Source organism: Neobacillus sp. B4I6 (assembly GCF_050434045.1).
GTDB lineage: Bacteria > Bacillota > Bacilli > Bacillales > Cytobacillaceae > Neobacillus.
Window position 1 is genome coordinate 132398 of record NZ_JBNPWB010000002.1, and the last position, 21666, is coordinate 154063.

General features: G+C 42.5%; 16 protein-coding genes, 22 tRNA genes and 3 rRNA genes. 33 read left to right on the plus strand and 8 right to left on the minus strand.

The window, feature by feature from the left end:
• Window position 1 precedes the first annotated feature (1 nt).
• From QF028_RS02370 to QF028_RS02390, 5 genes are all read left to right on the plus strand, one after another.
• Window positions 2–1000: a branched-chain amino acid ABC transporter permease gene (locus tag QF028_RS02370; RefSeq protein WP_374102991.1), complete on the plus strand. Its 999-nt coding sequence runs from the start codon at window positions 2–4 to the stop codon at window positions 998–1000.
• Window positions 1001–1012: 12 nt separating this feature from the next.
• Window positions 1013–1192: a hypothetical protein gene (locus QF028_RS02375; protein WP_215002393.1), complete on the plus strand. Its 180-nt coding sequence runs from the start codon at window positions 1013–1015 to the stop codon at window positions 1190–1192.
• An 18-nt stretch (window positions 1193–1210) separates the two neighbouring features.
• Complete coding sequence (locus QF028_RS02380) at window positions 1211–2233, plus strand: 3-oxoacyl-ACP synthase (protein WP_429463921.1); 1023 nt, start codon at window positions 1211–1213, stop codon at window positions 2231–2233.
• Window positions 2226–3122, plus strand: a complete 897-nt coding sequence (gene phaZ, locus QF028_RS02385; protein WP_429463923.1) for an intracellular short-chain-length polyhydroxyalkanoate depolymerase — start codon at window positions 2226–2228, stop codon at window positions 3120–3122. The genes QF028_RS02380 and phaZ overlap by 8 nt, the downstream gene beginning before the upstream one ends.
• 113 nt (window positions 3123–3235) lie before the next feature.
• Complete coding sequence (locus QF028_RS02390; RefSeq protein WP_429463925.1) at window positions 3236–4735, plus strand: acyl-CoA synthetase; 1500 nt, start codon at window positions 3236–3238, stop codon at window positions 4733–4735.
• A 35-nt stretch (window positions 4736–4770) separates the two neighbouring features.
• Here QF028_RS02390 and QF028_RS02395 read toward each other — a convergent pair whose 3' ends face one another.
• Both QF028_RS02395 and QF028_RS02400 read right to left on the minus strand, forming a co-directional pair.
• Complete coding sequence (locus tag QF028_RS02395; RefSeq protein ID WP_429463927.1) at window positions 4771–5088, minus strand: spore coat protein; 318 nt, start codon at window positions 5086–5088, stop codon at window positions 4771–4773.
• Window positions 5085–5291: a hypothetical protein gene (locus QF028_RS02400; RefSeq protein ID WP_429463929.1), complete on the minus strand. Its 207-nt coding sequence runs from the start codon at window positions 5289–5291 to the stop codon at window positions 5085–5087. The genes QF028_RS02395 and QF028_RS02400 overlap by 4 nt, the downstream gene beginning before the upstream one ends.
• A gap of 137 nt (window positions 5292–5428) precedes the next feature.
• Here QF028_RS02400 and QF028_RS02405 point away from each other — a divergent pair, with 137 nt between their 5' ends.
• Genes QF028_RS02405 through QF028_RS02415 form a run of 3 tightly spaced genes read left to right on the plus strand, consistent with a single transcriptional unit; the run spans window position 5429 to window position 7167 of the window.
• Window positions 5429–5638, plus strand: a complete 210-nt coding sequence (locus QF028_RS02405) for a spore coat protein (RefSeq protein WP_215002382.1) — start codon at window positions 5429–5431, stop codon at window positions 5636–5638.
• Window positions 5639–5652: 14 nt separating this feature from the next.
• The gene (locus QF028_RS02410) at window positions 5653–6012 is read left to right on the plus strand and encodes a spore coat protein (protein ID WP_215002380.1); all 360 of its coding nucleotides are present in this window, start codon (window positions 5653–5655) and stop codon (window positions 6010–6012) included.
• Window positions 6013–6030: 18 nt separating this feature from the next.
• Window positions 6031–7167 (plus strand): zinc-dependent alcohol dehydrogenase, encoded by a 1137-nt coding sequence (locus QF028_RS02415; RefSeq protein ID WP_429463932.1) that lies wholly within the window; start codon window positions 6031–6033, stop codon window positions 7165–7167.
• A 37-nt stretch (window positions 7168–7204) separates the two neighbouring features.
• Here the strand turns inward: QF028_RS02415 and QF028_RS02420 are convergent, their stop codons facing one another.
• Together QF028_RS02420 and QF028_RS02425 are read right to left on the minus strand one after the other, a co-directional pair.
• Window positions 7205–8116: a selenium metabolism-associated LysR family transcriptional regulator gene (locus QF028_RS02420; protein ID WP_429463934.1), complete on the minus strand. Its 912-nt coding sequence runs from the start codon at window positions 8114–8116 to the stop codon at window positions 7205–7207.
• Between the two features lie 136 nt (window positions 8117–8252).
• Window positions 8253–8825 (minus strand): RBBP9/YdeN family alpha/beta hydrolase, encoded by a 573-nt coding sequence (locus tag QF028_RS02425; protein WP_215002374.1) that lies wholly within the window; start codon window positions 8823–8825, stop codon window positions 8253–8255.
• Window positions 8826–9039: 214 nt separating this feature from the next.
• On the opposite strand from QF028_RS02425, the gene QF028_RS02430 reads away from it, so the two are divergent.
• The gene (locus QF028_RS02430) at window positions 9040–10380 is read left to right on the plus strand and encodes a DEAD/DEAH box helicase (protein WP_429463936.1); all 1341 of its coding nucleotides are present in this window, start codon (window positions 9040–9042) and stop codon (window positions 10378–10380) included.
• A 53-nt stretch (window positions 10381–10433) separates the two neighbouring features.
• Here QF028_RS02430 and QF028_RS02435 read toward each other — a convergent pair whose 3' ends face one another.
• The 4 genes from QF028_RS02435 to QF028_RS02450 form a co-directional block, all read right to left on the minus strand.
• Window positions 10434–11972: a solute symporter family protein gene (locus tag QF028_RS02435; RefSeq protein WP_429463938.1), complete on the minus strand. Its 1539-nt coding sequence runs from the start codon at window positions 11970–11972 to the stop codon at window positions 10434–10436.
• Window positions 11972–12298 carry a DUF485 domain-containing protein gene (locus QF028_RS02440; RefSeq protein WP_168245418.1) on the minus strand — a complete coding sequence of 109 codons (327 nt, stop codon included), beginning with the start codon at window positions 12296–12298 and terminating at the stop codon, window positions 11972–11974. The genes QF028_RS02435 and QF028_RS02440 overlap by 1 nt, the downstream gene beginning before the upstream one ends.
• A gap of 343 nt (window positions 12299–12641) precedes the next feature.
• Window positions 12642–12714: transfer RNA gene (locus tag QF028_RS02445), tRNA-Ala, on the minus strand.
• Between the two features lie 81 nt (window positions 12715–12795).
• The gene (locus QF028_RS02450) at window positions 12796–13491 is read right to left on the minus strand and encodes an MgtC/SapB family protein (protein ID WP_215002370.1); all 696 of its coding nucleotides are present in this window, start codon (window positions 13489–13491) and stop codon (window positions 12796–12798) included.
• 566 nt (window positions 13492–14057) lie between these two features.
• Between QF028_RS02450 and QF028_RS02455 the strand changes: the two genes are divergently transcribed.
• The 24 genes from QF028_RS02455 (at window position 14058) to QF028_RS02570 (ending at window position 21110) form a co-directional block, all read left to right on the plus strand.
• Window positions 14058–15607 (plus strand): 16S ribosomal RNA (locus QF028_RS02455).
• Window positions 15608–15811: 204 nt separating this feature from the next.
• A 23S ribosomal RNA gene (locus QF028_RS02460) occupies window positions 15812–18748 on the plus strand.
• Window positions 18749–18874: 126 nt separating this feature from the next.
• Window positions 18875–18991 (plus strand): 5S ribosomal RNA (rrf, locus tag QF028_RS02465).
• The 16S, 23S and 5S rRNA genes sit together here with 21 tRNA genes alongside, the layout of an rRNA operon.
• Before the next feature lie 9 nt (window positions 18992–19000).
• Window positions 19001–19076: transfer RNA gene (locus tag QF028_RS02470), tRNA-Val, on the plus strand.
• Between the two features lie 32 nt (window positions 19077–19108).
• Window positions 19109–19181 (plus strand) — tRNA-Thr (locus tag QF028_RS02475).
• A 145-nt stretch (window positions 19182–19326) separates the two neighbouring features.
• Window positions 19327–19402, plus strand: a tRNA-Lys gene (locus QF028_RS02480).
• 14 nt (window positions 19403–19416) lie between these two features.
• A tRNA-Leu gene (locus tag QF028_RS02485) sits at window positions 19417–19501 on the plus strand.
• Between the two features lie 14 nt (window positions 19502–19515).
• Window positions 19516–19590: transfer RNA gene (locus QF028_RS02490), tRNA-Gly, on the plus strand.
• A gap of 10 nt (window positions 19591–19600) precedes the next feature.
• Window positions 19601–19689: transfer RNA gene (locus QF028_RS02495), tRNA-Leu, on the plus strand.
• A gap of 22 nt (window positions 19690–19711) precedes the next feature.
• Window positions 19712–19785: transfer RNA gene (locus QF028_RS02500), tRNA-Arg, on the plus strand.
• 6 nt (window positions 19786–19791) lie between these two features.
• Window positions 19792–19868 (plus strand) — tRNA-Pro (locus QF028_RS02505).
• A 17-nt stretch (window positions 19869–19885) separates the two neighbouring features.
• Window positions 19886–19961 (plus strand) — tRNA-Ala (locus QF028_RS02510).
• Between the two features lie 18 nt (window positions 19962–19979).
• Window positions 19980–20056, plus strand: a tRNA-Met gene (locus tag QF028_RS02515).
• Window positions 20057–20082: 26 nt separating this feature from the next.
• Window positions 20083–20159: transfer RNA gene (locus tag QF028_RS02520), tRNA-Ile, on the plus strand.
• 19 nt (window positions 20160–20178) lie between these two features.
• Window positions 20179–20271: transfer RNA gene (locus tag QF028_RS02525), tRNA-Ser, on the plus strand.
• A gap of 31 nt (window positions 20272–20302) precedes the next feature.
• A tRNA-Met gene (locus QF028_RS02530) sits at window positions 20303–20376 on the plus strand.
• A gap of 2 nt (window positions 20377–20378) precedes the next feature.
• Window positions 20379–20455: transfer RNA gene (locus QF028_RS02535), tRNA-Asp, on the plus strand.
• Between the two features lie 22 nt (window positions 20456–20477).
• Window positions 20478–20553 (plus strand) — tRNA-Phe (locus QF028_RS02540).
• Between the two features lie 27 nt (window positions 20554–20580).
• A tRNA-His gene (locus QF028_RS02545) sits at window positions 20581–20656 on the plus strand.
• A gap of 17 nt (window positions 20657–20673) precedes the next feature.
• Window positions 20674–20747: transfer RNA gene (locus tag QF028_RS02550), tRNA-Gly, on the plus strand.
• 6 nt (window positions 20748–20753) lie between these two features.
• Window positions 20754–20830 (plus strand) — tRNA-Ile (locus QF028_RS02555).
• 31 nt (window positions 20831–20861) lie between these two features.
• Window positions 20862–20936, plus strand: a tRNA-Asn gene (locus QF028_RS02560).
• A 3-nt stretch (window positions 20937–20939) separates the two neighbouring features.
• Window positions 20940–21030 (plus strand) — tRNA-Ser (locus QF028_RS02565).
• Between the two features lie 8 nt (window positions 21031–21038).
• Window positions 21039–21110, plus strand: a tRNA-Glu gene (locus tag QF028_RS02570).
• Window positions 21111–21666: the final 556 nt, after the last annotated feature.

Below are 21666 nucleotides of genomic sequence, written 5' to 3' on the forward strand. Positions count from 1 at the left end.
ATTGAGATTTATTCAAGGGAATAGAATGACAGCGATCTTTTTAGTCGTCGCCGCTTTTCTGCTGCTATTACCTTTTGTTTATGAATCTAGAAACCTATTGATTTTGTTAACACAAGTGTTTGTGTTTTCAATTTTTGCGATGAGCTATGACCTCTTATTGGGCTTTACGGGAATCGTTTCCTTTGGGCATGCCATGTTTTTTGGAATTGGAGCTTATTCTATGGGCATTTTTATGAAACGATTTGAACCAACGCTTATTTTCTTCTTACTGGCAGTCTTAACAACAATTGTGCTTACAGCTGTGGTCAGCTTCATTGTTGGGTTGCTTACACTACGTTTGAAAAGCCATTTTTACGCTATGCTAACCCTATCTTTATCTGGTCTTTTCCTCGTTCTAGCGGAAAAGTGGCGGACCTTGACCTATGGAAATGATGGGTTCACTTTTCGGGTCCCAGAATTGTTTATTGACCGAACTAATTTTTATCTCCTCAGTCTTATTGTTATGGTTGCCGTTTTTCTCATCCTGAAGCGATTTACCAATTCACCGTTGGGACGCGTGTTGCAGGCAATTAGGGAAAATGAGCAGAGAACGGAATCATTAGGGTATCATGTTCTTCATTATAAAATTGCCGCAAGTGTTGTATCTGGAGTACTGGCGGGTGTTGCAGGGATTTTATATGCGATTTCGCTCCGATTTGTGAATACGAGTGTGTTCTCAATGGATATCACCTTAGACGCCTTATTAATGACGATCATTGGCGGGGTTGGAACATTAATTGGGGCAATTATCGGGGCAGGATTAATTGAATTTGCTCATGATTGGCTGACAGAATTAGCGAAAGAGCATTGGATTTTTGAGCGTTGGATAATCTTCTTCGGGATAATTTATATCTTGGTGGTTATGTTTTTCCCTCGTGGAATTGTTGGTACGTTAAGTACGCTTTCATGGAAAAGAAAAAAACAACCATCCGCAAAAAAAGAGGGGAAACTGGCGGGATAGAGGGAGGAAGGAATGGAGCTAAATCAAATTGCTTCTTTTGTTGTTCGGTTTCAGTTGGCCGCTTTTGAAAAGGAAACAGGCGAGAAACAATGGAGAATAAAAGTTACCCATGTTCAAGAAGACAAAGAAACATTATTTGAATCAATTGAAGAAGCGCTGATTTTTATGAAGGCTATGGCGGAAAAAGCATAGAGAGGTAGGTGATTAGCTTTGCAAATCGGGATCCTGAGCACGGGCATTTATTTGCCTGAACAATTTTTGACTGGAAAAGAGATTGCAGAAATGGCCGATATCCCTGTTTCAGTTGTTGAAGAAAAAATGGGCATAAAGAAAAAGTATATCCCAGGACCGGAAGACCATACGTGTGAAATGGGGATCGTCGCTGCAAAACAAGCTATTGCTAAAGCAGCAATCGATCCAATGGAGATTGACCTTGTCATTTATATTGGTGAGGAACATAAGGAATACCCTCTGTGGACCGCTGGTATTAAACTTCAAGAAGCAGTTGGAGCTTTGAATGCATGGGCATTTGATGTTGCCTTAAGATGCGGGACAACTGTCATGGCATTAAAAGTAGCAAAATCTATGATGATTGCTGATCCAGGTATTCAAACGGTTCTTCTTGCAGGTGGGTATCGGAATGTGGATTTCATTGATTACGACAATCCAAGGACCCGTTTCATGTTTAATCTCGGTGCTGGCGGTGGAGCCATACTTTTAAAAAGTGGCCATAACGAAAACCTATTAATGGAAACGGATATAATTACTGATGGTTCTTTTTCAGATGACGTCGTCGTTGTTTCCGGAGGGACTAAGAACCCCATTACAAAAGAGGCTATAGCTCAGCGGCTTAATAAGCTCGATGTTCTCGATCCAGAAGGTATGAAGGAGCGCCTCGAACAGAAATCAATGAATAATTTTCTAAAGGTCATTCGTGAATCTTTAAGGAAAAGTGGGTTTAGCGAGAAGGATATTTCTTATCTTGGTATCCTTCACATGAAAAAGTCCGCACATGAATATGTTTTAAATGAACTGGGTTTGTCCGAAGAGCAGTCTATTTATCTAGAAGATTATGGTCATATCGGGCAAATTGATCAGATATTGTCCTTGGAGTTGGCCTTATCAGATGGAAAAGTTAAAGAAGGCGATGTTGTCGTTTTAGTTAGTGCTGGAATTGGCTATGCGTGGGGAGCTACTACTATTAAATGGGGGAAGGTTGATCTGGATGATTAATGTGACATTAAAGGAAGCTAAACTTACAAATGGCGAAACACTTACTTATCGGGAAAGGGCTGGAGGAGAAATAAAAGTTTTGTTAATCCACGGAAATATGACTTCATCGAAGCACTGGGATTTGGTGCTTGAGAATTTGGATGCCAAATATAAACTATATGCGGTTGACTTACGAGGATTTGGCGGTTCAACCTATACCAATCTAGTGATGTCTATAAAAGATTTTTCAGATGATATAAAGCTGTTTGTTGATGAAATAGGCTTAAAGGATTTTGCGGTTGTTGGATGGTCAACCGGCGGTGCGGTTGCCATGCAGTTTGTCGCAGATTACCCTGGGTATGCAAACAAACTTATTTTGTTAGCATCTGAATCCACCCGTGGCTATCCATTTGACGGGAAATTAAATGAAAATGATGAGCCGCGGAGATTTGCGTTACATGAAGAGATTAAAAGGGATGTTACTAAAACTATTCCTGTCCAGACTGCCTATGACACGAATAACACTGAATTATTGAAGCTCATTTGGAACGCTGTTATCTATACTCACAATCAGCCTGCACCTGACCTTTATGATGAGTATGTTCAGGATATGAGAACCCAGCGGAACTTAGCTGAGGTGCATCATTCCAATAACACGTTTAATATTAGCCACCATCATAATGGACTTGTTGAAGGAAATGGGAAAGTAGATGATATTACGGTACCAGTACTGGTACTAAGCGGAGACCGTGATTTTGTGGTAACTGGAAACATGACGAAGGAATTACTTGAGGACCTAGGGGAAAAAGCTAGGTTTATTGAGTTAAAGAATTGTGGTCACTCCCCATTGGTGGATGATCTTCCACAGTTAGTAAACGCAATTACACAATTTATAGATAGTGATGTTTAAGAAAAATGTGTCGATAACCATTCATATCCGATATTAGAGTCTGATTATGTAACTCCCTTGTAACCGGAAATAAGTAAGATAGTTGCATCTAGTAGTGAAGGAGCGATTATTCGGTGAGGTGGGAACTGGATTGGCTTGATAGTAGAGCAAGATTATCTCCGGAAAAGGATGCAATTATAGATGAAAAAACAAACCAAGCTTGGACGTATAAAGAAGTAAATACACGGGCAAAGTCTGTAGCAAGCTGGCTCCTGTCCCAAGGTGTTAGAAAAGGCGATCGGGTTGCCCTTTTATCACCTAATGATATTAGCTATTTTGATTTATTATTTGCCTGTGGAAAAATAGGAGCCATCTTGGTTCCTCTGAATTGGCGTTTATCGCAGCATGAGATCAGCGAAATATTGCAGGATTGTATACCCGTGTTAATTGGAATCCATCAGCAATTTGAGACGATCTACGAACAATTAACCAACGTTTACCCGAATTCCTTTTTAATTAGAGCGGAAAATTATCTTGAAATTTCTTCGTATCCAATTAGAGATAGTTTTACAGAAGAAATCATTGAAACCGACCCGTTGGCGATGATTTATACAGGGGGAACAACCGGTAAACCTAAGGGTGTAGTGTTAAGTCATCAGTCAATCTTATGGAATGCAATGAACACAATAATAAGTTGGAGCTTAACAGCTGAGGATGTTACGGTAAATTATTTACCGATGTTTCATACGGGTGGAATAAATGCGCTTAGTATCCCTGTCCTTATGATTGGTGGGACTGTCGTTATAGGCGATCAATTTACCGGGCAAAAAGCTGTGGAATCCATCAATCGTTATCGCTGTACAATTATTCTCTTGGTTCCTACCATGTATCATTTGCTCATTCAAACCGATGAATTTCAAGGCAGTGATTTTCCGACAATGAAAATCTTTTTATCAGGTGCCGCGCCCTGTCCTTTACAAATATATGATTCTTTTCAAAAAAAGGGGTTAGCCTTTAAAGAGGGTTATGGGTTAACGGAAGCAGGGCCGAATAATTTTTATATTAGCCCGGAAGATGCCCAAATAAAACGTGGGTCTGTCGGTAAACCGATGCTGTTTAATTCGATTAAATTAGTAAAACCAGATGGCCGAGAAGCAGAAAACAATGAGGTTGGTGAGTTATTAATTAAAGGGAAGCATGCGTTTTCGTTTTATTGGAATAATGAACAAGCAACATCGGAAACGTTGATGGAGGGCTGGATTCATACAGGGGATTTAGCCAAAAGGGATGAAGAAGGCTTCTATTATATTGTCGGCCGAAAGAAAGATATGATTATCACAGGCGGGGAGAATGTATATCCGCTTGAAATAGAGCAATGGCTCGCGGAACACCCAGACATAGATGAGGTCGCAGTCCTCGGATTGCCGGATAAAAAATGGGGAGAAAGTGTAGCTGCTTTTATTGTGTTAAAAGACTCCTCAACTGTAGGAGAGGAAGAATTGAGACCTTATTGCGCGGCTAAACTAGGCCGATACAAAATTCCAAAGCGATTCATTTTCTTAGAAGAACTGCCAAAAACCCATGTGGGAAAAATAGATAAAAAGAAATTAAAGGAAATGAGCACGGTCATTTAAAGGGAGAACAAACTGTTCTCCCTTTTTCTAATAATCTAATTCGAGGCATTTTCCTTCTTTTGTGCAAGATTTAATGCCGTATCTGACACCGTTAGGTCCACCTGCAGCTGCTCACTTAAATCATGTGGATGATAAAAACCCTTTGCTACCATAAAGTTGGTTATTTTTTCATGTGTAGCAATGGCGTCATTTAATTGTGCTCGTAAGGCTGCTTTCAATTCTGGTGTAGCGGTCTCCGTAATCGCAACAGCATAATTTCTCACACCGGCCTTTGCGGAAATGAGAAAGTCAGTTGCAATGACTTGGTCAGTCATTCCGCCCATTCCCATCATATTTTGAATGAAATGATTCACTGCTTTTCCCTCCGATCTGTCAAAAACTGCTGTAGCTGTTGTATATGCTGGGTTCCTGTAGTGACATCCCCTGAAAGTATTGCCTTCAGTTCCTCGTCTTGGGCCAAAACACTCATCGTTGTCGCTTTAGTTAGGCAAAGATTTTTAAATGATAACAATTCATGAAGGTCTAATGTTTCATGAAGGCCTAAATACTTTGTCATTGTTGTTCCCTCCAACACGAACATACTTTATCCTCATTATATTTTCTTAGGTAATCCCAGTTTATTCACCTTATTATCTGCATAAAAGGAAACGGCATAAGGGGAAAATACATATGTTATAAACTGGAGGTGCTTATATGGAAGTAGGCAGCTTGGGCTTACATGAGACGATGGAAACCCATGAAATTCTAAACTTTAAAACGGTTTGCTTGCTTAAATCAAAATTAATGCAAGGAATCTGTTTCGATAATGAACTAAAAGCACTAATGGAAAAAGATGTACAGCAAACGATTAAAGATATTAATGAACTTATCGGTTTCTATAAACAAAGCCAATTACTACAATAAGTGAGGTGGAAAAATTGGAGGACTATTTAGATCCAAGGAATGCAGAAGGAATGCCGAATTTGGCTGATTCAGCTTTTGCCATGGATTTTTTACTTGCGGTGAAAACAGGAATACGTAATTATGGTTTTGCGATAACCGAAACCGCCAATCCTGAACTTAGAAGGGCTTTACATAAACAAATGGAAGCAGCGATTGATTTGCACACGGAAATTTCTGACTTAATGGTTAAAAAGGGCTGGCTTCATCCTCATAATCTAAAGGAACAATTCCCTATTGATTTGAAGTCTGCTGAAACAGCCGTGCAAATTGCCCAATTAAACCTTTTCCCTAACGATACGGATCGCCTTGGCATGTTCGCGACACCAAACAAATAATAGGAGGGAGAAAACTGAATGAAGGCAGTTACATACCAAGGCATAAAAAATGTTCAAGTAAAAGAGGTCAAAGATCCAGAAATAAAAAATGCTGATGATATCATTGTGAAAATTACCTCTTCAGCGATATGCGGTTCCGATTTACATTTAATTCATGCGATGATTCCAAGTTTGCCAACAGACTATGTTATTGGTCACGAGCCGATGGGAGTAGTCGAAGAGGTTGGCCCAGAAGTTACTAAACTTAAAAAAGGTGACAGAGTGATAATTCCATTCAATGTTAGTTGCGGTCATTGTTGGTATTGTACTAATGACCTAACAAGTCAATGTGATAATTCCAATCCTCATGGAGAAATTGGAGGTTTCTTCGGTTATTCTGAATTAACCGGTGGTTATGCAGGGGGACAGGCTGAATACATGCGCGTCCCATATGGGAATTTCACCCCATTTAAGATTCCAGAAAATTGTGAGGTGGAAGATGAAAAACTAGTGTTACTTGCTGATGCAGCTCCAACTGCATACTGGAGTGTAGATCATGCTGGTGTAAAAGATGGTGATACGGTTATTATTCTTGGCTGCGGTCCGGTGGGATTGCTAGCCCAAAAATTTGCATGGTTAAATGGTGCAAAACGAGTGATTGCAGTTGATTATATTGATTACCGATTGCAGCATGCCAAAAGAACAAATAAGGTAGAAATTGTTAATTTTGAACAACATGCTAACACTGGAGAATACTTAAAGGAAATTACCCAAGGCGGGGCCGACATCGTGATTGATGCAGTCGGAATGGATGGAAAATGGACACCGCTTGAATTTCTTGCTTCGGGCATGAAACTTCATGGTGGGGCGATGGGAGCGATTGTCATTGCTAGTCAAGCAGTCCGAAAATGCGGAACCATTCAAATAACAGGTGTATATGGTGGTCGATATAATGCTTTTCCTCTAGGAGATATTTTCCAACGAAATGTGAATATTAAGACTGGACAGGCCCCAGTTATTCCTTATATGCCGTTCCTATACGATATGATAAATGGAGGAAAGCTTGACCCTGGGGACATTATCACCCATGTACTGCCCTTGGACCAAGCAAAACATGGGTATGAAGTATTTGATACAAAAATGGAAGATTGTATTAAAGTTATCCTGAAACCGTAATACCCTGTTCCTTGATAAAATAAAATAGGCTGAGTATTTACTCAGCCCACTTTGTGTGGTTACCGCCAACCAAATCCAAGGCACCTTCAATAAATAATTTTGATAGGAGTGATTGCGTTTTATTAATGTTGTAAACAAGATAAAAATATCTTTCGTCATCAAAGCCATTTATATCATGCATCTTAAGCATATTTTTAGAGGAATATTCGCTTGCAGCAATTTCAGATATAATCGAAATGCCAATATCCTGTAGGACAAATTGCATTAAACTCTGGCCGCTTTCTATATAAGCAATGATATTTAATTTGTCCTTATGAATCTTACTTTTCTTAAGGAAACGTTCCAAAAGAGCATTCGTTCCTGAGCTAGAATTACGCATCACAAATGGATAATCTAAAACCTCCTCGATATTGACAGGTCCCACAATCTCGTTTTGGTTCGATGTAATTAAGACTAGCTTTTCTTTTAATAAAGGAATATAGTGAAGTTTGTCGTTTTCGTATTTATCACCCAGTATTCCAACATCAACAGATCCATTTAAAACCTTTTCGGCCACAATTTTAGAGGAAGATTGATTGATATGAAACGTCGCTTCAGGATACTGTACTCTAAATTGCTTGACCATTCGCGGAACCATAAATTGCCCAGGAACAGAGCTCGCTGCAATCCTTATCATTCCACGGAGGTCTGTCATCCCCTCTTTTAGGTCAAGCAATGCTTGGTCCTTAATAAGCAAAAGCTTGAGTGCCCACTGATATAAGCGTTCCCCTTGAGGAGTAAGAATGCTTTCTCTTCCGACACGATCAAAAAGATTCATATTTAACATCTTTTCTAATGCTTGGATATGAGAGCTAACGGTTGATTGACTTAAAAAAATATCATCTGCTGCTTTTGAAAAGCTTTTGTGTTCAACCACTTTTGTAAAAACATACAACTGATGCAAATCCAAATGTATTTCCTCCTTGAAATATTTATATAATCGATTAATTGTGATTGATAAAACAGATAAAATTAATTTATATAATGGCTTAGAATGGAAGAAACGTCAATAAAAAGAAGGAGTGATGTCTCACTCCTTCTTTTTATCAATATTGAACAATTTCTTTACGAGAAAGACATAAATCTAAGATCCATGGCCATTCCCCGTGTCCGGACTGCGTATTAATATGACCAGCATTTGGTATGGTAACGGAAGGCAGCCCGAGATTTAAATAGTTTTTTGAATCGTCCAAACTGCAATAGGGATCATTAGAAGAATGGACAAATAAGGTTTCCGCAGATGTTCGCATTAAATGGTTTCCATCCAGCGGTACCGGAAAGAAGGATTTCGCTTCAGTGAGAATATGTGATGGAGATGGCGGTGCAACGAGTATAACTTGTTTGGCAATTTGTTTGTTTAGAGTAGAGGCATAATGAAGCCATAGCAAGCATCCTAGACTGTGTGTGATAATCGTTAAGTTATTTTCCTCAGGAATCGTCTTCATCGTAGCGGACAGTTCCTCCAACCAGACATTCTTATTAGGTGAATCAAAGTTAGAGAAAGTTGGGTAACAAACATGATGATTCCTTTGTGTTAATTCTTGAGCCAGCCATGTTTGCCAATGATCAGGTCCGCTCCCTCCTAGGCCATGCATGATGAGAAAACTGTTTTGGTTCATATTTTTATTCTCCACCTCCAAAGTTTACTATTCCGATGGAATAAGTTGGTATTATATTGTGATACAAAAATTATAGTTGTTTTAAAAGAAAAAGGCAACTAATGTCTGAACATTTATATATTTTTTTGAATATCGACAGGAAAAGTATATTTGCAATTGGAATGATAAACAATCAAAATAAATGGATAGGTTAAAAATGAAAGTAGGGGTTTTTTTGTCAGATTTTTTAAAATTGGGTATTTCAGAAACATTAGTGAATAAATTACGCGGCCACGGTATAGCAAAACCGACACCGATTCAAGAACAAGCGATTCCATTTGTGATGAATGGTAACGATATAATTGCACAGGCGCAAACGGGAACAGGGAAGACGTTTGCATTTATTCTACCGATACTTGAAAAAATTAATCATGATGCAGAACAGGTTCAAGCGCTTATCGTGACTCCAACCAGAGAATTAGCACTGCAAATTACAGATGAATTTGAAAAATTGATAGCAGACATTAACGGTGTAGATGTCCTGGCTGTCTATGGCGGGCAGGATGTCGATAAACAGTTAAAAAAATTAAAGAGGGGAATGCAAATTGTTGTTGGGACTCCTGGCCGACTTTTAGATCATATTAGAAGAGAAACCATCCGTTTATCGGAAATATCCTTCCTTGTTTTAGACGAAGCAGACCAAATGCTCCATATAGGCTTTCTTAATGAAGTGGAGGATATTATTAGAGAAACTCCAGCAAGCAGGCAAACGATGCTGTTTTCAGCAACGATGCCTCCTGAAATTCGCAAACTAGCAAAAAAGCATATGCTTGATCCTGAATATATTCAAGTAGAAAAAACACAAGGTCCGGCTGAAAATGTTAAGCAGATTGCGATTCATACAACGGATCGTGCTAAACAAGCCACGCTTATTCAATTAGTGGAAACGTATCGTCCCTATTTAGCGGTAGTTTTTTGTCGGACGAAACGAAGAGTAAGTAAACTTTTTGATGTCCTGAAAGCAAACGGCTTTTCTTGCGATGAATTGCATGGTGATTTGTCTCAAGCGAAGAGAGAACGAGTGATGAAGCGTTTTAGGGATGCCGAAGTGCAATTGTTAATTGCTACAGATGTGGCGGCGAGAGGACTAGATGTTGAAGGCGTCACGCATGTGTTTAATTATGATATCCCTGAAGATGCTGACAGTTATGTTCATCGAATTGGCCGAACAGGCAGAGCTGGAATGACAGGTCTTGCAATTACCTTTTATACTTCGGCGGACAGGCCTATGCTTGAAACGATTGAACAAGAGTTAAACATCATCATTCCGAAACAAAATAATGGTAATAGCGAAGAGAAATCAGAAACAGAAGACATTAAAAAAGAACGTAATACTGTTCATATAGATAAACGTGGAATGAGTAAAGCAAGAACAAGTACATCACGAAATCGAAACGATACAGGTAGAAGGGAAAATAGGTCTGGAGGAAGAGGCAGCTCTGAAAGAAGGTCCCAAACAGTTACGTCAGGAAGAAACAGTACGAAAACAGGTTCAGGTAGAAAAGGACCAAGATAATATACATTTTTAAAACAAATGGGACTGAAAATGATTCAGTCCCATTCGCTTATTTAACTACCAATTCTAATGCCAGTATTTGATTTAACCAGTACTTCCTCATATCTTTTTACATCGGCTTTTTGGCTTGAGAAAATAGTTCCAAGATAGCCCGCAATAAATCCGAGTGGAATAGAAACAATTCCTGGAGTTGTATACGGGAACCAAGGCTCGCCTACAAAAATAGCTTTTCCAACTTCAGGGCTGAATACATTCGGGCTGACTAGCACCAAGCCGATTGCTGAAATAAGCCCACCCACCATAGCCCAAACGGCACCGGTTGTATTAAAGCGTTTCCAGTAAATTGTATACAGAATAACAGGTAAATTTGCACTCGCTGCGACGGCAAAGGCAAGTGAAACTAGGAAGGCAACATTAAGAGTTTGTGCACCTAACGCAAGTATAATAGATATGACAGAAACTCCAACTGCTGCCCAGCGTGCCATACCTACTTGCTGCTTTTCTGTTGCATTTCCCTTTTTAAGGATAACGTTATAGAAATCATGGGCAAACGCTGAGGCAGCCGTCAGAACAAGGCCAGCAACAACAGCTAGAATAGTTGCAAAAGCGACTGCTGAAATAAAAGCAAATAACATATTTCCACCAAGAGCTTGGGCTAAAAGCGGAGCAGCCATATTTCCCGCTGGATTAGCTGCAACAATTGTACTGTTACCTACAAAAGCTGCCGCACCGAAGCCAAGAAAAATGGTCATAACGTAAAAAATCCCAATGATCCATGTGGCATAAACGACTGAGGAACGAGCAGTTTTGGCATCCTTTACTGTAAAGAAACGAACAAGAATATGGGGCAGACCAGCTGTTCCTAGAACTAGTCCCATGTTTAACGAAATCGTATCTAGGCCAATTTTGTATTTTACGCCAGGATTTAAGAAGGTCTCCTTTAACGGTGTTGCAGTTTTCATTTGTGCAAACATATCGGTAATACTCCAGTTAAATTTGGCAAAGACAATTATGGAGATGACTAAGGTACCGCCCATTAATAGGACGGCTTTAATGATTTGGACCCAGCTTGTTGCATGCATTCCTCCAAAAATAACATATACAGTCATTAGTACGCCAACAATTAAAACGGATGTGGTATATTCTAAGCCTAATAATAATTTGATAAGTGCACCTGCACCAACTAGCTGAGCAATCATGTAAAAAATCGAAATGGTTACCGTGTTCATGGCGGCAAAACCACGCACTTTTTTTGCATCAAATCTTGCAGCAATCATATCTGCAAAGGTATATTTTCCGAGGTTTCTTAGAGGTTCAGCTACCAAATAAAGTACAACAAGATAGGCAACTAGGAAACCAATGCTATAAAAGAAGCCATCAAATCCCGTTAAGGCGACTGCCCCTGCAATTCCAAGGAAGGATGCAGCGGACATATAATCCCCAGCGATGGCAAGTCCATTTTGCCAGCCAGTAAGACCTCCGCCAGCCGTGTAGAACTCACTTGCATTTTTCGTCCGTTTTGAAGCGAAGTATGTAATCACTAACGTAACAAAAACGATACATAGAAACATAGTAAATGCAGCTGTATTCATTAGTTAGTCCCTCCTTCTTGGATGACTTTATTAGCTAATTCATCAAATCTTGCTGCTTTTTTCGAGTAAAGCATACATAAAACCCATGTCATGACGAATTGTAAGAAAGCAAAGACCCATGCCCATGTTATACTTCCGATAAACTTATGATTTAACACTGTCGAATAGGAAGTTAATACAGGCAATGCAAAATAAAAACAAAAAAAGAATATGGTGATTGGCACGATGAATTTTTTCTTTTCGGAGAGTAATTTTTGAAATGATGATGATTGAACAATTGCAGTGTAATCGCTTTCAGAATTAACCTTAGTTTTTTTTGCCTCCAATGGTAGTTCCCCCTCTCATATAAAAGCCCTTTGTTCAAATCTGAGGTCAAATAAAAGACAATGCTGATTGGTCATTTGTTGAGGAAAAATAGATCGTGGCGGTAATTATACTGGAAGAAATTAATTTTTTAAAATTCGCTCCTTTAAATACAGATTTTTCTAAATTTTAAAATTACATTTTCGATTTTATTATATTGAGAAGGGAATTTGCAATAGGAAATTTCAAAAAAAGGTAAAAATACCCATTAAAAATTTATTAGGAGAAATAATTGAGAGGGTTGGATGTTATTTTGTAAATCAGAGAAATAAAAAAAACCCTTGCAGCGCAAAGGTTTTCGAAATATGGAGAATAGGGGGCTCGAACCCCTGACCTCTTGCATGCCATGCAAGCGCTCTCCCAGCTGAGCTAATCCCCCAGTTTATTGGTACAAGAAAAATTATATCTGTATTGCTATTATCTTGCAAGAGAAAATTTTGATTTAACATAAAATTTTTTTCTAGCCAATACTTTCGATTTCAACTTTCTGAACACCTTCTAAATTCGATACAGAGGAATACACATCGGTTGTCTTTTCACGGTAATCCACTGCAACTAAGATTTGAACAAGATGGTCCCCGTTGTCTAAATCTTTAATCTTAAGTCTACGAACAATATAATTTTTTTCTAATAAGAAAGAAATCGCTTTATCAATTTGATTTTGGTCTCTAATAAACAAGTGCAACATGACTTCTTTTTCCCGTAATTGTTTGGGACCAATGATCTTCATTAAAAATGGAACAAATTCCACACTAATCATAAGTAGCGCAACACCAACAAATGCCTCTATGAAAAAACCAGCTCCGACAGCTATGCCAATTCCTGCGGCTCCCCATATCATCGCAGCAGTAGTTAATCCTGAAATACTATCATTGCCCCGTCTTAGGATAACACCCGCACCTAAGAAACCAATTCCTGAAACAATCTGTGCTGCTAAGCGAAGAGGGTCCATTGTAATTTTAACATTATCCGAATTGGGAAACATATACGCCGATTCAATCGATACAATTGTCAGCAAACAACTCACAACCGAGATAACCAGACTTGTCTTAAGTCCAACTGGTTTCCTTTTTAATTCTCGTTCTAGGCCGATAATAAGGCCAAAAACAGCAGAAACACCTAACTTAATTAATATATGGATATCGATACTACTCATCTTTAGGTTCACGTCCAATTACACAGTCTGTTGACTGAAGTTTTGTTTGTTGTGGTGGTAGAAAATATAGAGCATTGGAAAAAATTAAAGGTTTTCCTATGTTGATTCTACACATAAACGAGTATCTAATGGAAGTACAAGTGGGAACTTATATTTTTATGTACTATGGAAATTATTTACTATTAATCAATAACCGTCTATTTATTATATGATAAGAAGGATCAAAAAAGGCTATATCAATGAGGTTTACATTTCCCTGTTTTTTATATGGTCCTTACTTTAGTAATAAGAATGAGCTTTTCAAAAAAACTTTTAAAATTATATTGCAAACATTAATTTATCATGTTATATTAAATCTCGTCCTCATCGAGAGAGTCAACTAACGAAAAAAAGATTTTTAAAAAGTTGTTGACATTAAGATGTTGGATATGATAAATTAATAAAGTCGCTTACGAGCGAATGAGAAATTGATCTTTGAAAACTAAACAAACAAAATCGTGCAAACAAACAAAATTTTAGTTTCAATTACGAAACTAAGCCAACGTAACAAAATGAGCTAATCAACTTTCTTGGAGAGTTTGATCCTGGCTCAGGACGAACGCTGGCGGCGTGCCTAATACATGCAAGTCGAGCGAATCAATAGGAGCTTGCTCCTGTTGGTTAGCGGCGGACGGGTGAGTAACACGTGGGCAACCTGCCTGTAAGACTGGGATAACACCGGGAAACCGGTGCTAATACCGGATAATCCTTTTTCTCTCATGAGGAAAAGCTGAAAGTCGGTTTCGGCTGACACTTACAGATGGGCCCGCGGCGCATTAGCTAGTTGGTGAGGTAACGGCTCACCAAGGCGACGATGCGTAGCCGACCTGAGAGGGTGATCGGCCACACTGGGACTGAGACACGGCCCAGACTCCTACGGGAGGCAGCAGTAGGGAATCTTCCACAATGGACGAAAGTCTGATGGAGCAACGCCGCGTGAGCGATGAAGGCCTTCGGGTCGTAAAGCTCTGTTGTTAGGGAAGAACAAGTACCGGAGTAACTGCCGGTACCTTGACGGTACCTAACCAGAAAGCCACGGCTAACTACGTGCCAGCAGCCGCGGTAATACGTAGGTGGCAAGCGTTGTCCGGAATTATTGGGCGTAAAGCGCGCGCAGGCGGTCCTTTAAGTCTGATGTGAAAGCCCACGGCTCAACCGTGGAGGGTCATTGGAAACTGGGGGACTTGAGTGCAGAAGAGGAAAGCGGAATTCCACGTGTAGCGGTGAAATGCGTAGAGATGTGGAGGAACACCAGTGGCGAAGGCGGCTTTCTGGTCTGTAACTGACGCTGAGGCGCGAAAGCGTGGGGAGCAAACAGGATTAGATACCCTGGTAGTCCACGCCGTAAACGATGAGTGCTAAGTGTTAGGGGGTTTCCGCCCCTTAGTGCTGCAGCTAACGCATTAAGCACTCCGCCTGGGGAGTACGGCCGCAAGGCTGAAACTCAAAGGAATTGACGGGGGCCCGCACAAGCGGTGGAGCATGTGGTTTAATTCGAAGCAACGCGAAGAACCTTACCAGGTCTTGACATCCTCTGACACTCCTAGAGATAGGATTTTCCCCTTCGGGGGACAGAGTGACAGGTGGTGCATGGTTGTCGTCAGCTCGTGTCGTGAGATGTTGGGTTAAGTCCCGCAACGAGCGCAACCCTTGATCTTAGTTGCCAGCATTCAGTTGGGCACTCTAAGATGACTGCCGGTGACAAACCGGAGGAAGGTGGGGATGACGTCAAATCATCATGCCCCTTATGACCTGGGCTACACACGTGCTACAATGGATGGTACAAAGGGCTGCAAGACCGCGAGGTTTAGCCAATCCCATAAAACCATTCTCAGTTCGGATTGCAGGCTGCAACTCGCCTGCATGAAGCCGGAATCGCTAGTAATCGCGGATCAGCATGCCGCGGTGAATACGTTCCCGGGCCTTGTACACACCGCCCGTCACACCACGAGAGTTTGTAACACCCGAAGTCGGTGGGGTAACCGCAAGGAGCCAGCCGCCTAAGGTGGGACAGATGATTGGGGTGAAGTCGTAACAAGGTAGCCGTATCGGAAGGTGCGGCTGGATCACCTCCTTTCTAAGGATAAAGCTGGACCTGTGAGCCAGACAAAACAGTTTGTGGCACGATCTTTGTTTGTTTAGTTTTGAGAGTACAATTCTCTCAAAGCTTTTTTTAATCGTTCTTTGAAAACTAGATAATCGTAATGAAGAAGTCAATGTAAGAACCGAGTCAATGCCATTTTAGTTTTCTCTCTTATGTAAGTAAGAGAATAACCTTTTAGGTTAAGTTAGAAAGGGCGCACGGTGAATGCCTTGGCACTAGGAGCCGATGAAGGACGGGACTAACACCGATATGCTTCGGGGAGCTGTAAGTAAGCTTTGATCCGGAGATTTCCGAATGGGGGAACCCACTGTTCGTAATGGAACAGTATCTTTACCTGAATACATAGGGTATTGAAGGCATACCCGGGGAACTGAAACATCTAAGTACCCGGAGGAAGAGAAAGCAAACGCGATTCCCTGAGTAGCGGCGAGCGAAACGGGACATAGCCCAAACCAAGAGGCTTGCCTCTTGGGGTTGTAGGACACTCAACGTGGAGTTACAAAGGAACGGGGTAGATGAAGCGACCTGGAAAGGTCCGTCATAGAAGGTAAAAACCCTGTAGTCGAAACTTCGTTCCCTCCTGAGTGGATCCTGAGTACGGCCGGACACGAGAAATCCGGTCGGAAGCAGGGAGGACCATCTCCCAAGGCTAAATACTCCCTAGTGACCGATAGTGAACCAGTACCGTGAGGGAAAGGTGAAAAGCACCCCGGAAGGGGAGTGAAATAGTTCCTGAAACCGTGTGCCTACAAGTAGTTAGAGCCCGTTAATGGGTGATAGCGTGCCTTTTGTAGAATGAACCGGCGAGTTACGATCCCATGCAAGGTTAAGTTGAAGAGACGGAGCCGCAGCGAAAGCGAGTCTGAATAGGGCGTATGAGTATGTGGTCGTAGACCCGAAACCAGGTGATCTACCCATGTCCAGGGTGAAGTCCAGGTAACACTGGATGGAGGCCCGAACCCACGCACGTTGAAAAGTGCGGGGATGAGGTGTGGGTAGCGGAGAAATTCCAATCGAACTTGGAGATAGCTGGTTCTCTCCGAAATAGCTTTAGGGCTAGCCTCACGTAGTAAGAGTCTTGGAGGTAGAGCACTGTTTGGACTAGGGGCCCTCATCGGGTTACCGAATTCAGACAAACTCCGAATGCCAAAGACTTATCCGTGGGAGTCAGACTGCGAGTGATAAGATCCGTAGTCAAAAGGGAAACAGCCCAGACCACCAGCTAAGGTCCCAAAGTATACGTTAAGTGGAAAAGGATGTGGAGTTGTTTAGACAACCAGGATGTTGGCTTAGAAGCAGCCACCATTTAAAGAGTGCGTAATAGCTCACTGGTCGAATGACTCTGCGCCGAAAATGTACCGGGGCTAAACGTATCACCGAAGCTGTGGATTGACATCTCTGATGTCAGTGGTAGGAGAGCGTTCTAAGGGCGTTGAAGCTAGACCGTAAGGACTGGTGGAGCGCTTAGAAGTGAGAATGCCGGTATGAGTAGCGAAAGATGAGTGAGAATCTCATCCACCGAATGCCTAAGGTTTCCTGAGGAAGGCTCGTCCGCTCAGGGTTAGTCGGGACCTAAGCCGAGGCCGAAAGGCGTAGGCGATGGACAACAGGTTGATATTCCTGTACCACCTCTTTATCGTTTGAGCAATGGGGGGACGCAGGAGGATAGGGTAAGCGCGCTGTTGGATATGCGCGTCTAAGCAGTTAGGCTGAGAAGTAGGCAAATCCGCTTCTCGCGAAGGCTGAGCTGTGATAGCGAGGGAAATTTAGTACCGAAGTTCCTGATTCCACACTGCCAAGAAAAGCCTCTAGCGAGATAAAAGGTGCCCGTACCGCAAACCGACACAGGTAGGCGAGGAGAGAATCCTAAGGTGAGCGAGAGAACTCTCGTTAAGGAACTCGGCAAAATGACCCCGTAACTTCGGGAGAAGGGGTGCTTTTTGAGGTGAATAGCCTCGAAGAGCCGCAGTGAATAGGCCCAGGCGACTGTTTAGCAAAAACACAGGTCTCTGCGAAGCCGCAAGGCGAAGTATAGGGGCTGACGCCTGCCCGGTGCTGGAAGGTTAAGAGGAGGGGTTAGCTGCTAAGCGAAGCTCTGAATCGAAGCCCCAGTAAACGGCGGCCGTAACTATAACGGTCCTAAGGTAGCGAAATTCCTTGTCGGGTAAGTTCCGACCCGCACGAAAGGCGTAACGATCTGGGCACTGTCTCAACGAGAGACTCGGTGAAATTATAGTACCTGTGAAGATGCAGGTTACCCGCGACAGGACGGAAAGACCCCGTGGAGCTTTACTGTAGCCTGATATTGAATTTTGGTACAGCTTGTACAGGATAGGTAGGAGCCTGAGAAGCCGGAGCGCTAGCTTCGGTGGAGGCGTCGGTGGGATACTACCCTGGCTGTATTGAAATTCTAACCCGCACCCCTGATCGGGGTGGGAGACAGTGTCAGGTGGGCAGTTTGACTGGGGCGGTCGCCTCCTAAAGAGTAACGGAGGCGCCCAAAGGTTCCCTCAGAATGGTTGGAAATCATTCGCAGAGTGTAAAGGCACAAGGGAGCTTGACTGCGAGACCTACAAGTCGAGCAGGGACGAAAGTCGGGCTTAGTGATCCGGTGGTTCCGCATGGAAGGGCCATCGCTCAACGGATAAAAGCTACCCCGGGGATAACAGGCTTATCTCCCCCAAGAGTCCACATCGACGGGGAGGTTTGGCACCTCGATGTCGGCTCATCGCATCCTGGGGCTGTAGTCGGTCCCAAGGGTTGGGCTGTTCGCCCATTAAAGCGGTACGCGAGCTGGGTTCAGAACGTCGTGAGACAGTTCGGTCCCTATCCGTCGTGGGCGCAGGAAATTTGAGAGGAGCTGTCCTTAGTACGAGAGGACCGGGATGGACGCACCGCTGGTGTACCAGTTGTTCTGCCAAGGGCATCGCTGGGTAGCTATGTGCGGACGGGATAAGTGCTGAAAGCATCTAAGCATGAAGCCCCCCTCAAGATGAGATTTCCCATAGCGCAAGCTAGTAAGAACCCTGAAAGATGATCAGGTTGATAGGTCAGAGGTGGAAGCGTGGTAACATGTGGAGCTGACTGATACTAATCGTTCGAGGACTTAACCAATTTTTAAGGCATACTCGTTTTTACAACTTCTTCAGCATTATCTAGTTTTGAGGGAATGAAAAAAAATAATTTTCCTCTTGAAAAATATGAAAAAGACATTATAATAAAATAGTGTCGAATAAATGGTCTGGCAATAATGGCGAGAAGGTCACACCCGTTCCCATACCGAACACGGAAGTTAAGCTTCTCAGCGCCGATGGTAGTTGGGACACGCGTCCCTGTGAGAGTAGGACGTTGCCAGGCTGTAAATATGGAGGATTAGCTCAGCTGGGAGAGCATCTGCCTTACAAGCAGAGGGTCGGCGGTTCGAGCCCGTCATCCTCCACCATATTTACCTATAAATATTATTCCAAACTATTTGCCGGGGTAGCTCAATTGGTAGAGCAACTGACTTGTAATCAGTAGGTTGGGGGTTCAAGTCCTCTCGCCGGCACCTTTGTATGAGCCATTAGCTCAGTTGGTAGAGCAGATTGCGTACTTCATTGAAGGAGCTTCTGCGGGCAATCTGCGAGAAAGAACGTAAGTTCTTTTGAGCATCTGACTTACGCTAATAAAAGATTAGAAAATCATCTTACGATGAGCCATTAGCTCAGTTGGTAGAGCATCTGACTTTTAATCAGAGGGTCGAAGGTTCGAGTCCTTCATGGCTCACCATTTTAAATGAATATGCGGGTGTGGCGGAATTGGCAGACGCACCAGACTTAGGATCTGGCGCCGCAAGGCGTGGGGGTTCGACTCCCTTCACCCGCACCATTTAATTTTCATATGCGGAAGTAGTTCAGTGGTAGAACATCACCTTGCCAAGGTGGGGGTCGCGGGTTCGAATCCCGTCTTCCGCTCCAATTATTTTAAGCCGGGGTGGCGGAACTGGCAGACGCACAGGACTTAAAATCCTGCGGTAGGTGACTACCGTACCGGTTCGATTCCGGTCCTCGGCACCATTTTAGTTCATTAAATTTATATGCGCCCTTAGCTCAGCTGGATAGAGTGTTTGACTACGAATCAAAAGGTCGGGAGTTCGAATCTCTCAGGGCGCACTTTAACGGGAAGTAGCTCAGCTTGGTAGAGCACTTGGTTTGGGACCAAGGGGTCGCAGGTTCGAATCCTGTCTTCCCGACCATTCTTCTTACTTCTTATGGGGCCTTAGCTCAGCTGGGAGAGCGCCTGCTTTGCACGCAGGAGGTCAGCGGTTCGATCCCGCTAGGCTCCACCATAATTAAATTGTATATTTGGCGGTGTAGCTCAGCTGGCTAGAGCGTACGGTTCATACCCGTAAGGTCGGGGGTTCGATCCCCTCCGCCGCTACCAAATATTTTAAAGATGTATTTTAATTTGGACCTTTAGCTCAGCTGGTTAGAGCAGACGGCTCATAACCGTCCGGTCGTAGGTTCGAGTCCTACAAGGTCCACCATTAGTTTCATAGTTAACACGGAGGAATACCCAAGTTTGGCTGAAGGGATCGGTCTTGAAAACCGACAGGCGGGTCATACCGCGCGGGGGTTCGAATCCCTCTTCCTCCTCCATATTTTTCACTAAAATAATAATTTCTATTGTCGCGGGGTGGAGCAGTCTGGTAGCTCGTCGGGCTCATAACCCGAAGGTCGCAGGTTCAAATCCTGTCCCCGCAATTGGTCTGGTAGTTCAGTTGGTTAGAATGCCTGCCTGTCACGCAGGAGGTCGCGGGTTCGAGTCCCGTCCAGACCGCCATTTTCATTTGGCAAAGTAATATGGCTCAGTAGCTCAGTCGGTAGAGCAAAGGACTGAAAATCCTTGTGTCGGCGGTTCGATTCCGTCCTGAGCCACCATTTTAATTAAATAGAGTTTTTATTGTGGCGATTGTGGCGAAGTGGTTAACGCACCTGATTGTGGTTCAGGCATTCGTGGGTTCGATTCCCATCAGTCGCCCCATAATAAATCTATTATATGCGGGTGTAGTTTAGTGGTAAAACCTCAGCCTTCCAAGCTGATGATGAGAGTTCGATTCTCTTCACCCGCTCCAATTTATGGGCCTATAGCTCAGCTGGTTAGAGCGCACGCCTGATAAGCGTGAGGTCGATGGTTCGAGTCCATTTAGGCCCACCATATATCTTTTCACAGCAGCAACTTTAATTGTTCCGCAGTAGCTCAGTGGTAGAGCTATCGGCTGTTAACCGATCGGTCGTAGGTTCGAGTCCTACCTGCGGAGCCAAACGGGGAAGTACTCAAGTGGCTGAAGAGGCGCCCCTGCTAAGGGTGTAGGTCGGGTGACCGGCGCGAGGGTTCAAATCCCTCCTTCTCCGCCATATATTAAGGCCCCTTGGTCAAGCGGTTAAGACACCTCCCTTTCACGGAGGTAACACGGGTTCGAGTCCCGTAGGGGTCATAAAAAAAACTGATAACAATATGTTATCAGTTTTTTTTTGATCTATTAAAGAAAGAAAGATATAGATTACGTTTATGATTTCAAAGAGCTATTGGATACATTTTAAAGACTTTTTATCGAACTATTGACGCCAATAAGTCCCTTTGGCTCCATTTTACAGAAACTCTCCGCTTTTTCCATGAGATGTCAAAACCAATAAATCCGCTTGAATGTCCAAATTCTTAGAACCAAACGAGGACGCCTTTTATACAAGGATCTTTATATTGATATAACTTTTAGCGACCTCCTCTCCTTAGTGAAAGCCTTGATAACGCTTACATTTGCAACAATTTCCCCTAATTTTGAACTATCATTCAAATAACATTTTTGAATGAAAATGATAAAAAAACTAAAAAAAATTTATATATTTTTGGCGATTACTGATAGAAAAATTGGTGTATAGTGTCGAAACTTGTCGCACCTTAGGTTTTTATGGCATATAGCCTCAGCTATTGTCAGAAAAGATAAAAAAGTTTTATGAGGAATATTGATTAATAGCCATTATAATTGGTCTTTG